The organism is Parabacteroides vesiculifaciens (genome assembly GCF_049860805.1).
Lineage (GTDB): Bacteria > Bacteroidota > Bacteroidia > Bacteroidales > Tannerellaceae > Parabacteroides.
Map to the genome: position 1 here is coordinate 203,754 of NZ_CP187555.1, position 12,519 is coordinate 216,272.

10 protein-coding genes and 1 pseudogene are annotated in these 12,519 nt (G+C 45.0%); 6 read left to right on the forward strand and 5 right to left on the reverse strand.

The annotated features are described in order from the left end of the window. Positions 1–5 precede the first annotated feature (5 nt). Positions 6–1,433 carry a RagB/SusD family nutrient uptake outer membrane protein gene (locus ACPYIV_RS00880; protein ID WP_293734079.1) on the forward strand — a complete coding sequence of 476 codons (1,428 nt, stop codon included), beginning with the start codon at positions 6–8 and terminating at the stop codon, positions 1,431–1,433. Positions 1,434–1,500: 67 nt separating this feature from the next. Next, positions 1,501–2,196 (forward strand): hypothetical protein, encoded by a 696-nt coding sequence (locus tag ACPYIV_RS00885; RefSeq protein ID WP_293734080.1) that lies wholly within the window; start codon positions 1,501–1,503, stop codon positions 2,194–2,196. A gap of 226 nt (positions 2,197–2,422) precedes the next feature. On the opposite strand, the pseudogene ACPYIV_RS00890 reads toward ACPYIV_RS00885, so the two are convergent. The 5 genes and pseudogenes from ACPYIV_RS00890 to ACPYIV_RS00910 all read right to left on the reverse strand — a co-directional run. After that, positions 2,423–2,998 (reverse strand): annotated as a pseudogene (locus ACPYIV_RS00890) (MFS transporter); the annotation flags it as partial. A gap of 103 nt (positions 2,999–3,101) precedes the next feature. Continuing rightward, positions 3,102–5,954 carry an aminomethyl-transferring glycine dehydrogenase gene (gcvP, locus tag ACPYIV_RS00895; protein ID WP_425885064.1) on the reverse strand — a complete coding sequence of 951 codons (2,853 nt, stop codon included), beginning with the start codon at positions 5,952–5,954 and terminating at the stop codon, positions 3,102–3,104. A gap of 13 nt (positions 5,955–5,967) precedes the next feature. After that, complete coding sequence (locus ACPYIV_RS00900) at positions 5,968–6,606, reverse strand: MBL fold metallo-hydrolase (RefSeq protein WP_293734082.1); 639 nt, start codon at positions 6,604–6,606, stop codon at positions 5,968–5,970. After that, positions 6,603–7,271 carry a 16S rRNA (guanine(527)-N(7))-methyltransferase RsmG gene (gene rsmG, locus ACPYIV_RS00905; RefSeq protein ID WP_293734083.1) on the reverse strand — a complete coding sequence of 223 codons (669 nt, stop codon included), beginning with the start codon at positions 7,269–7,271 and terminating at the stop codon, positions 6,603–6,605. The genes ACPYIV_RS00900 and rsmG overlap by 4 nt, the downstream gene beginning before the upstream one ends. Positions 7,272–7,305: 34 nt before the next feature. Beyond that, positions 7,306–8,166 (reverse strand): DUF3298 and DUF4163 domain-containing protein, encoded by an 861-nt coding sequence (locus tag ACPYIV_RS00910; protein WP_370648505.1) that lies wholly within the window; start codon positions 8,164–8,166, stop codon positions 7,306–7,308. A 593-nt stretch (positions 8,167–8,759) separates the two neighbouring features. Here ACPYIV_RS00910 and ACPYIV_RS00915 point away from each other — a divergent pair. From ACPYIV_RS00915 to ACPYIV_RS00930, 4 genes are all read left to right on the forward strand, one after another. Then, entirely contained in the window at positions 8,760–9,758 is a 999-nt protein-coding gene (locus ACPYIV_RS00915; RefSeq protein WP_290092606.1) for an IS110 family transposase, read from the forward strand. 333 nt (positions 9,759–10,091) lie between these two features. Further along, positions 10,092–10,898, forward strand: a complete 807-nt coding sequence (locus tag ACPYIV_RS00920) for an FAD:protein FMN transferase (RefSeq protein WP_293740998.1) — start codon at positions 10,092–10,094, stop codon at positions 10,896–10,898. Next, on the forward strand, positions 10,895–12,217 hold the full coding sequence (locus ACPYIV_RS00925) for a Gfo/Idh/MocA family protein (RefSeq protein ID WP_293734086.1): 1,323 nt from the start codon (positions 10,895–10,897) through the stop codon (positions 12,215–12,217). The genes ACPYIV_RS00920 and ACPYIV_RS00925 overlap by 4 nt, the downstream gene beginning before the upstream one ends. Before the next feature lie 2 nt (positions 12,218–12,219). Beyond that, positions 12,220–12,450 carry a hypothetical protein gene (locus tag ACPYIV_RS00930; RefSeq protein WP_293734087.1) on the forward strand — a complete coding sequence of 77 codons (231 nt, stop codon included), beginning with the start codon at positions 12,220–12,222 and terminating at the stop codon, positions 12,448–12,450. The last annotated feature ends 69 nt before the right edge of the window (positions 12,451–12,519 follow it).

Below are 12,519 nucleotides of genomic sequence, written 5' to 3' on the forward strand. Positions count from 1 at the left end.
TGAATATGAAAAAGATAATGATATATGGGCTGTCGCTCTTGACATTGGGATTTTCTTCATGCAATGGATTCTTAACGGAAGAACCTGTTACGGAACTTGATACGGAAACAGTTTTGTCAACTTACGAATCATTAAACAAAGCGACACTTGGTGCGTATAGTGCCTTAAATGACGGGACTTGGTATGGGGCTGGTTTTGTGTTGAGCTGTGAATTGCGTTCCGGTAATGCAAAAAACCCGACTAATACGGATTTTACATCCGGAAGATATATAAATGAGTATAGTTGGGTTTATCTGGATTCTAATACATCGGGCTTATGGAACTATGCTTATTTCCTGATTGCCCAGGCTAATAATATTATAAACAATGTAGATGGCAAAGAAACGACGGATGTGACAACTCAGGATTTGAATAATATAAAGGCGGAAGCGATGTTCCTGCGTGCGTTATCTTATTTTGATCTGTTACGCACGTATGCACAACCTTATACCTATGCACCACAAAGTCTGGGGGTTCCGCTTACATTGGTTGTAGATAAAGATGCACGTCCAGCTCGTAATACTGTTGCAGAAGTTTTCGACCAGGTTGTAAAAGATTTATTAGAGGCCGAAAGTCTGATGGATGATGAATATACCCGTGATGATGCGGCCGATCCCTATTCTGTAGTCAGCAAACCTGCTATTTGGGGGTTGCTTTCGAGAGTGTATTTGTATATGGGGGAATGGCAAAAATGTGCAGATTATGCTACAAAGGTTATAGATAGCGGTTTGTTTAATATCTTTACGGAAAGTCAATTGCCAAATGTCTGGGGAAAAGATGCTTCGGATGGTGGAGAAGTTATTTATGAGATATATGGCAGTGATAAAAATTACTATAACGAGTATTGGGAAGATATTTCCTGGATGACGAATCCGGATGGATATGCTGACGTGGCATCTACTGCGGATTTACGTGATTTGTATGAAGCGAGTGATGTTCGCTCTAAATTATTTAAATCTCACAAAGAGGCTCCTGATCATTTCTGGACAACAAAATATGCCGCAAAGGATGCTTCATCAAGACCGTCATATGCGAATATTGTAGTACTTCGTCTTTCGGAAATGTATTTGAATCGTGCAGAAGCATTGGCTCATGGCGCGACTGTTGCGGGTGCAACTGCCGACAGCGATTTGTTGGCAATCACTTCGAATCGTGGCGCTTCTCCCGTTACGGCTACATTGGAAAATATCTTGTTAGAACGTCGTAAAGAACTTGCTTTTGAAGGGCATTTGGTTTATGATATGGCTCGTACCGGAACATCCTTGCATCGTGTCGATTACCAGGGAGCTGCAGATGCTAAAGATATTGAGTTTCCGAGTTATCGTTGGGCATTACCGATTCCAAAGAGTGAAATGGATGCTAATCCCAACATGGTTCAGAATGATGGTTATTAAGTAATGGATGTGTACCTGCCCTTTTTCGAAAGGGCAGGTATTTCCTATCCGATAATGTTTAATGAGCATGAATTGGTTTATCAGAATAATTGTATTGATTTGTTCCATGTCGTGGGGGATGAGTTCGTTTAATGCTGTTTCGGCATCTGACTATGTTCCTACGACAAAATGGCCGTATCTATATGAAGACTTTGTGGATGGAACCGTTTATTTTTCCAAAGAGCAAAAGACAAAGCAAATGAAGTTGAATGTGCATCTTCAAAATTGTACATTACATTATCTGGAGGGAGATAAAGTTATGCAAGCTGATCCACGCAATGTGGAAATGATTCAATTGGGGGATGTTTCTTTTATCTATATGAATGGAGAACTGGTCCGTTTGGTGAAAACAGAAAATGGCGTTGGTTTGGTTGAATTGGTAAAGGCTGATTTGGATGAATTGAATAAGAATACATCTGGTGCCTATGGCATGAGTACGACGTCTTCTTCTGTGAATCAAATAGTATCTATAGGTGCAATAGGTGTTTCTAATTTGATTTATACCCGGATGAGACTTGAAAGAAATGAGGGGAAAGAGCTTCCTTTGATCAAAAAGTTTTATTTTATCTTTGGCGATAAGATTGTTGAGGCTACCCGGAAAGAAGTCGGAAAATCCCTTGGCGAGAGCGGTAAAACGAAGTTGAAAGCATTTGTGAAACAAAATAAAATCAAATGGAAAGAAGAAGCCAGCTTGGTGAAGCTATTGGCCTTTTTCCAACAGTAAGATATATCCTGACGTATATACACATTTATCAAGTATTAGACACACATTGATAAAGACCAGGGTTTGTAGTGATACAAGCCCTGGTTAGTTTTCAATTAAAAGCCATCAGCTTTCTTTCTCATTTAGCCTCTTCGCAACTTGCCCGTAAATAATCAGGGCGAGAGCCGAAACCAAGGCGATTGCACCGAAATAATGCCAGATGTAATGAGCATGGGCGCTTGCGGCCACTTATAAGGCGTCCGTTGCAGCATACTTTTATTAATGCCTGCCAGATTTGGCTGAATGTTTTTCCTTCCCCGCTGTGCTGGCTGCTCTTGTAGAAAAACCAGATCGCAAGTAAAGCCAGAAATGTCATGGAAGCAGAAAAGTAGTTCAGCGTGATAAGCCCTTCGTTTCCGAGAGCTTCGCGGAGCGGTTTGACAATTGTCTTACCGGAGAAAGCCCCGATGTTGACCATTGCGTAAAAGATAGAGAACCCTTTGGCCCGGGTTTCGGGAGTCGTCTCTTTGGCTACTGTTCCGGAAATCACACTCTTGATGAAAGCGCCGCCGCATACGACTAGGATCATGATCGGGATGATCCCGTATTGCAGGTCGCTTTCCAACAGTCCGGTAAACGTGGTGGTCGTCCCGTATTGTACCAATCCGGCAGCCTAAATGTCATTGAATCCGAGAATCCGGCTAAGATAAAGGGTGATTACGATGAAAACGCCGTAGTATGCGGCACGTTCGAAGAGTTCAACGGTATTTGCTACCCAAAATGCTTTACTGAATTTGATTTTCTCTTTGGTTGTCGTGTTCATTGAATTTGTTGTTTGTTATTGAAAAAATAACGCAAACGGCGGGGAAAGCAGGTGAGAAAATAAGAGCTGCGTTTTCGTGCCGTTTGCGTTATATCGGTTTATATTAAATTTCGCATGCGCAAAGCGTCGGGATCAGGTTACGGTCGCCATACGCATTATCTACGCGGGCTACGTTGATCCAGAATTTACTGTCGTGCAACCATTCCAGCGGGAAGGCGGCCTTGCTGCGGGGATACTCGTGTTTCCATTCGTCGGCCGTCACTTCGTATTCGGGATGGGGAGCGTTTTTCAGAACGTTGTCTTCCTTCGAAGCCTTGCCTTCTTCCACTTCCTTGATTTCGTTCCAGATACATTCCAGCACTTCTACGAAACGATCCAGTTCGGCTTTGCTTTCGCTTTCGGTCGGTTCGACCATCAGCGTGCCGTGAACCGGGAAGGAAAGAGTAGGAGCGTGGTAGCCGAAGTCCATCAGGCGTTTGGCGATATCGCCTTCGTCGATGCCAGAACGTTCTTTTACCGTGCGGCATTCCAGGATCAGTTCATGACCGACGCGGCCTGTTGCGCCTGTGTAAACAATTCCGTAAGTGTCTTTCAACTTGGCAGCCAGATAGTTTGCATTCAGAATGGCAGTCTTGGTGACCGTTTCCAATCCTTCTGTTCCTAACATACGGATATAAGCGTATGTAATCGGCAGAATACCGGCGCTACCGTAAGGAGCTGCGGATACCGTATTCAGATCGCTACCCCACAGCACCGGATGCTGCGGCAGGAACGGAACGAGATGTTCGGCAACGCAGATCGGACCGACGCCGGGACCACCGCCACCGTGAGGAGATGAGAAGGTCTTATGCAGGTTCAGGTGGCAAACGTCTGCACCGATAGTACCCGGATTTGTCAAACCGACCTGTGCATTCATATTGGCGCCATCCATATACAACTGGCCGCCGCAAGCATGAACAATGTCGCACATTTCCTTGATATCTACTTCAAAGATACCATGAGTAGACGGATAAGTGATCATGCTGGCCGCCAAATTGTCCTTGTTGGCTTCGGCCTTCGCGCGGAAATCTTCCAGGTCGATATTGCCCTTGTCGTCGCATTTTACCGTAACAGTCGTGAAACCGCACTGGATTGCACTTGCCGGGTTTGTACCGTGGGCGGATGCGGGCAGGAGGACAATATTACGGTGTCCCTGTCCGATGCTTTCCAGATAAGCCCGGATCACACGCAGACCCGTATATTCGCCGGCGGCTCCGGAATTCGGTTGCAGCGTACAACCTTTGAACCCGGTGATCTCGCACAGGTAAGCCGATAAGTTTTCAATCAGTTCCGTGTAACCTTCAACCTGTTCTTCAGGAGCATACGGATGGATATTCATAAATTCCGGACGGCTGAGCGGAAGCATGGTCGATGCAGGATTCAGTTTCATCGTACAAGAACCTAAGGAAATCATGGACTGTGCCAATGAAACGTCCTTGCGTCCCAGACGGGTGATGTAGCGCATCAGTTCCGTTTCGGTATGATATTTCTTGAATACGTCTTCCTGCAGGAATTCGGAAGTACGGGCGAACTTCGGATCGAAGTAAGTCTTTTCGGGAACCGCTTCTTTCAGCATATAATCCTTTCCGGCTGCTCCGGCGAAGATATACAGCAATACGCCGATATCGGTCGGCTGTGTCGTTTCGTCTAAACTGATACCGACCTGTCCGGCTTCGAAGTAACGCAAGTTCACCTTGCATTCCAATGCGATCTCGCGGAGTGCGTTGATGGATACATGTTCCGGCAACTGGATTTTCAGCGTGTCGAAATAGTCTTTGTTCAGCTGCTTGTAGCCCAGCTTCTCCAATTCACCTGCCAGGAAACCGGCAGAAGCATGGATGCGGCCGGCGATATTTTTCAAACCTTCGGCACCGTGGTAAACGGCATAGAAACCAGCCATCGTGGCCAGTAAAGCCTGGGCGGTGCAGATATTGGAAGTTGCCTTTTCACGTTTGATGTGCTGTTCGCGTGTCTGCAAAGCCAAGCGGTAAGCCGCATGTCCGTAAGCATCTTTGGAAATACCGATGATACGTCCGGGGATGGAACGTTTGTATTCGTCTTTCGTTGCAAAGAATGCAGCGGACGGACCGCCGTAGAACATCGGAATACCGAAACGCTGGCTGCTTCCGAATACGACGTCTGCACCCCATTCTCCCGGAGGAGTCAGCAAGACAAGACTCATCAGGTCGGCTGCAACGGCGACACGTGCTCCGCCTGCGTTGGCACGTGCGATAAATTCCTTATAATCTTCAATCGAACCGTCGGCATTCGGATACTGGACAATCGCCCCGAATACATCCGGAGTGAATTCGAATGTTTTGTAATCGCCCACAATCACCTTGATGCCTTGCGGGATCATGCGGGTGTTGATAACGGCCAGTGTAGAGGCAAATACGTTTTCGTCGACAAACAACGTATTGGCTTCCGCTTTCACTTGCGCGCGGCTACGGCTTCCGTGGAACATGGTTGCCGCTTCGGCAGCCGCTGTCGCTTCGTCCAGCAGGGAGCAGTTTGTAAGAGGCAGACCGGTCAGTTCCGCGATAACAGTCTGGAAATTCAGCAAGGCTTCCAGACGTCCTTGTGAAACTTCTGCCTGGTACGGAGTGTAGGAAGTGTACCAAACCGGATTTTCAAATACGTTACGCTGGATAGGAGCCGGGCAAACCGTGTCGTACCAGCCCATTCCGATATAGGAAGTGAAGACTTCGTTCTTGGATGCCAGCTCCGAGATGTGTTCTGCGAACTCACGTTCCGTCATGGGTTCGGGAAGGTTAAGCGGCTCTTTCAAACGGATGTCGGACGGGATGGTCTGATCGATCAGTTCATCAACCGACTTGACGCCGATGGCTTGCAGCATGGAAGGAATATCTTCTGCCGAAATACCAACGTGGCGGTTTACAAATTTATTTGTGTCCATAATATTATGTAGTTTATAAATAGGGATTATTAAACTTTTCATCTATGACCCTTGTCTCCGGTCCGTGCCCCGGATAAATGACTGTCTCGTCGGGAAGCGAAAGCAGCTTGTCGCGGATGGCGGCAACCAATACCTCTTGGTTTCCGCCCCAAAGGTCGGTGCGGCCGATACTTCCGGCAAACAGCGCATCGCCGACGATTGCGAAACCGTTCTTCTTATTATAGAAAGCGACGCTGCCGGGCGAATGTCCGGGAACTGTCAGTACTTGAAGTTCGGATGTGCCGAACTTGATGGTTTCGCCTCCTACGATATATTTTTCAACCGGGACATTCTCGACGTGCTGACGGAGTCCGAACAATTTGGCCTGTTCGTCCGGAGAGGGCAGTTTCTCGACATCCTGCTTGTTCGCTTCGGGTTTCAAACCGTATGTCTTATATATAAAACCGTTTCCGAATACGTGATCCACGTGTAGATGAGTGCAGAGCAAATGTTTTAATGTCAACTTGTTTTCGAGAATGAAGTCGGTTAGCTCCTTTTCCTCTTCCTTACGGCAGCAACCCGGGTCGATCAGCACGGCTTCGCGTGTATCATCATACAGCAGGAACGTGTTTTCCTGGAAATAATTGAACTCGAACGATTTTATTGTAATCATAACGGTACGTAAACAACTTTTTTAGTTTGGAAAAATTCTTCTTTAAAATGGTCACTCAGGCTGAGACTGACAGCTTGTTTGCGGAATGGCAATATTTCATGCTGCAACTCTCCTCCCTTCAAACAAATCAAACCATTGGGAAGGGCATTTTGTTGTTCCTTTTTTATATTCTTACGAGCGATTTTTACCAGATCGGCCAGCGGCATGACGGCACGGCTCACGACAAAGTCGAATAATTGCTTTTCCTCTTCGGCGCGGCAATGGCGGAAAGTGACGTTTTTCAGACCGATCGCTTCGGCTACGGCTTGCCCGACTTTGATCTTTTTCCCGATGCTGTCTACCAAATGGAACTGAACTTCCGGAAGCAGGATTGCAAGTGGTATACCGGGAAAACCTCCTCCCGTACCGATATCCATAACTGCCGATCCGTCTTTGAATTTCAGCATTTTCAGAATGCCCAGCGAATGAAGCACGTGGTGCAGGTACAGATTCTCTATATCTTTGCGTGAAATTACATTGATTTTGGAATTCCAGTCTGAGTATAAGTCAAACAGGGCATCTATCTGTATCTTCTGCGCATCGGTCAGTTCCGGAAAATAACTCTTTAAAGTTGACAATTGACCGTTGACAATTGACAATGTTTCGTTTGTATGGGTTGGCTCCATTAATCTCGATATATGAAGTATTATATTTTTATTCTCAATTTTGAATTAGCTTGGAGATCGGACTGTCTTTCTTTAATAGATATTGGATTTCCGCGTAAGGTAAGAACACATTTGTTTCTCTCACCACGTAAGCGGCGATCTCATATTCATTAAAGGTATAGGTGATACCGTCACCGTCAATCAGGAAATTGCCGTTCGGGAAGATCTCTTCAACGCTGAAGAAACCTATGTTTTCCAGGTCTTTCGGATTCTCTACCTTGTTTTGTTTGGCAATATGATCGATTAATATCTGCGCGAGGCTATCCTGGAAGTTCTCGATGAAGATATCTTCTTCCGTGATTGCATTGCCTGTTTTCAGGTTGATCACATGGTTGTTATAGGCATGCGAACCGTGTGCGCCGCCTGTATAGTTCTCAAAACTTACGGTATAGCTCAGGATGTCATTCTGGTTGTAGACGATTTCATCCGACGACATTTCGAAATAAGAGAACCAGGCTCCGACCGGCAAATCGTCTTTCTTTTCCAACTCGGCCTTGAAATCGGCTTCCAGCTCTTTATAGTTGTTTAGATAATCTTCCGTGTACTTGGCGACCGCTTCTTCCGGAGACAGGTTCTCGTAATTCTCACCGAAATAGGAGAGGACGAAGTCATTCTGTATCTTTTTCAAAATCTCCTTATCGGAAAATTGGGCGGGATAGGTGAAGCTCAATTGCAGGTTACAATTGGGGTTATCAGGATTATCCAACAGATGGTAGGTCTTATCCACCCGGATAGAATCGAATTTGATATCATTATCGGCCGTTTGCTTTGTATTGGTATTGCAACCGGTTATGAACATCCCTAAAAAGAAAAGCGCTATCAGGCTTTTACCAATTTGTGTACTCATCGGAACCATAGATTTTAGATAATACTTTTAGATGCAAATGTAAGCTATTATCTTGTAATAAACGAATGGCAGGTTTCTTTTTTCAGCGTTGACCACATCAAAATGATGTCGGCAGTCAACTTTTTTGATACATGATAAAGCCTGTTTTTCAAGTAAAAAAATACAATATTCCCTTTTAAAAATCGATATGTGATTATATCGCTGATATTTAGGTTATTGCTGGATTATGTGTTTATTAAAAAATATTACCCGCAAGGGTAATTTAAAATAAACGGGGTAGAAAAGCAAAATATATGCTGTGCTGTTTCGATCTGGACCAATAGGTATTCATACGTTTATTACAATAAGGTCTAAAACGACTCTAAGTTTGCGTAAAGCAAGAAGCTGAGGTTAATTTATATCTTTGTTGTATGAAGAAACTAAATTAACCGACTAACGGAAGTACACTAATGGAAAACGATAGTCTTTAAAGACTAGTTATTGTAACAGACTTCCGTTAGTCAAGCAGGCAAAGACTAAATAGATTATTGATATATAATAGGATATCATTTAGAGTAGTAGCCCATTCCTGCTTTCGGTTAATCCAAAAACAATATAAAGGTATGAATAAATTATTTATCGGGATTGATTTCTCCAAGAAAAAAGTAGATGTAAGTGTGATAGAGAAAGAAAACATATCTTCAGGTGTCCACCGTGAGTTCAGTAATGATGTTGCCGGACATGAGAGTCTGTTGGCATGGCTTTGTGATAGCTATCCGCAGACAGGCAAAGATCAGATGCTCTTTTGCGGTGAGAACACGGGACTTTACAGCGTTTGTTTGAGTAACACTCTCGCGCACGAGGGTTATACACTGTGGCTGGAACATCCTTACAGGATCAAACACAGCAGCGGCATGCAACGCGGGAAAAACGATAAATTGGATTCATTGCTGATCGCACAATACGCTTGCCGTTTCGAGGATATGGCCAAGGTCTATACCCCCAATACGGAAACCATCCGGGCGCTGCACTCATTTTTCACATTCCGTGATTTATTGGTGAAAATGAAAAATGAAGCATTGGTACATGCCAAAGAACTCCATTCGGTCCTAAAAGGGAATCACGCAACAGATTACATATATCAACATAGCCTGACACAAGTGGATAACTTGAACCGTGAAATAAAAGATGTGGAAAAGGAAATAATGGATCTGATCAACAGTGAAGAGGAGATCAAAAACAATTATGAGCGTATTACATCCATCAAAGGCGTGGCTTTTGTCAACGCCCTTGCTTTGATCGTTTATACCGAAAACTTCACCTGTTTTGACGATCCGCGCAAGCTGGCCTGCTATGCGGGAGTGGTACCGTTCCAACGAACCTCCGGCTCCAGTGTCAAAAGCAATGCCAAGACAAGTGGATTTGCCAATAAAAAACTAAACACGCTACTCACCCAAGCGGCACGAACCGCTGCCATACATGATCCAATATTAAGAGAATATTACAGGCGCAAAAGAGAAGAGGGGAAGCATCATAATTTAGTTATAAACAATATTAGAAACAAACTGATACATCGAATCTGTGCATTGGTCAGGAACCAAACTTTCGACCAAACGGCTTAGATTTTTGCAATATTCTTAATTTGTTTTAAAATCTTTCCGTTTATTTGGTTGGGAACATAGATTACAATAAGCTCATACATGACCGTTTTGTTTGTCTCTTGTTCTCGGTCGGCGCATCGCCGGGTGGAAACGACGTTTATGTTATCGTCGTGGATCCGGAATTCTGCTTGGTGAAGGTTGAGTTGTAAATGTTTTAAACGAAAATAAACGCTAATTAGGCAACCTTTTGAGAAAAAGGTTGCCTAATTCTATTTGTAGAACGAACAAATCCCCTATATTTGCAAAGTGTGTACGCACACCTCTTTGAACCATGTAAAAAATAACAAATGGCTTATGTCTTATTCTAACTATTATGCGGCTTCCGGGCTTTTCCATGGATCTATGTCGTCGGTAATGGGAACGCAGCTCGACATTTTGATGGTCGGCAGTGATCCCCGTCTTCTTGGTACGGTCTGGGAAAAGGCCGAATCGGAAGTGAGGCGGTTGGATAAGATGCTGAACCGGTTCGATCCGGAGAGCGAGGTTTCGTTTGTCAACCGGGAAGCCGGGCATTATCCGGTGACGGTGGGGGAAGAGCTTTGGAATATATTGCAGAACTGCAAGCGGTATAATGAGTTGACGGAAGGATATTTTGATATTACTTTGCAAGGATTCGACCAGGTGTTGTTGACGGAGGAAGATAAAAGCATTTTTTTCTTTTCCGAATCTTTACATATCGATCTGGGCGGGTATGGGAAAGGATATGCGCTTGCAAAAATACGGGAGCTGCTGGAAGAAAACGGAGTTGGGAAGGCGCTTGTCAATTTCGGGAACAGTTCGGTTCTGGCGGTCGGTACGCACCCGTGCGGCGAATATTGGCCGGTTGGCCTTGATAATCCGTTTACGAAGGAGAGGGTTGCCGATTTGAAGTTGTGTGACAGTTCGCTTTCGACATCGGGAAATATGCCATCCCATCCGCGCCATATTGTGAACCCGCATACGGGAACATTTGTGGAAGATAAAAAGATGGTGTCGGTGGTGGCGAAAGATCCGGTGGTGGCGGAGATTCTGACAACCGCCTTCATGATTGCCGACGATGAACGTATTCCGGTAATCGCATCTCAATTTGATATTTATGAAAAACATGTATATAAGTTATGAAAAATGATGAGAATTCAGTCAATTTAAGCCGGCGGGACTTCTTCAAGGAGCTGGGAATGATTGGTGGAGGCGGTGCGCTTCTTTCTGCATTTCCCTGGTTGCAGTCCTGCAGTGCTGACGATAAGGTACAGATCGCAAAGGAGAAAGTGCGGATCGGATTTATCGGTACAGGTTCACGCGGACAGTATCACCTGAATAACCTGAAGACAATTCCGTATGCCGATGTGGTTGCCTTGTGTGATAATTATCCTCCCCATCTGAAAGAGGCTTCGGCTCTCTACCCGAAAGCAAAGACGTATGAAGACTACCGGAAGCTTTTGGAAGATAAAGATATACAGGCAGTCATGATCGCTACTCCGCTGTACGAACATGCACATATCACGATCGATGCGTTGCATGCCGGAAAGCATGTGTTCTGTGAGAAATCGATGGCGATGACGTGTTCGGACTGCTTGGATATGTACAATGTATTTAAAGAATCTGGCAAGGTGATGTTTATCGGTCAGCAGCGCTTATATGATCCTAAATATATAAAGGCGATGGAAATGGTCCATGCCGGTTTGTTGGGAGAAATAAACTCGATACGGGCGTATTGGTTCCGTAATAACGACTGGCGTCGTCCTGTTCCTTCTCCCGATTTGGAACGTAAGATCAACTGGCGTTTATATAAGGAATATTCATGTGGCCTGGTAACGGAGTTGGCAACCCATCAGTTGCAGGTCGGAAACTGGGCGCTCCGGATGCTTCCTGAAAAGGTGGCCGGCATGGGGGATATCGTCTATTGGAAGGATGGCCGCGAGGTGTATGACAGCATCAATTTGATTTACCATTATCCCAATGGTGTGAAGATGACATACGAGTCCATGATCGGCAACAAGTTCTATGGCCTTGAAGAGGAAATCATGGGCAGCAAGGGCACGATGGAACCGGAGAAGGGTAAATACTACTTCGAAGAGGTGGAACCGGCTCCCGGCATCATGCAGCTGATCAACCAGATCGAACATAAGATCTTCGACAATGTTTCATTTGCCGGCCCGAGCTGGGTGCCTGAAACGGCATCGGTAAACAAGGGGCATCTGATCATGGACAATGTCACGACGATCAGCGGACAGTCATCGGTAGGTGCTGCCGGCGACGGCTCTATCGAGTTGGTTACCGCTTTCTGTGAAGCGGCCATTACAGGAAAACCGGCTCCTAATCTGGTGGAAGAAGCTTACTATTCTTCTGTTTTGGGATTGTTGGGCTTGCAGGCGATTGATGAAGGACGGGTGATTACTTTCCCGGATGAATATAAAATACCGTATCTAAATTTTGCATGATTATGAAAGAAATCGTATTATCTGTAAAGAGACAAAAAACGGAAATCAAAATATTCTGTGTCTGTATCGCGCTCGCCTATCTGATGAACATTATCTCTATCATCGCATACGGTACGAGTTGGTCCGAGCTTTGGACACAATCGTTGTGGATGCTGCTTATCACGTGTGGCTTTTACGGGTTGTCGGTGGTACTCCGTCTGTTGTATTACGGAGTGTGTCAGTTAAGAAAGTGATTGTTGCTTTTCTCTTGAAAGAGAAGTAACCAAAGGATTTTATATCGTTCTATTGCTTTTTCATCAGGA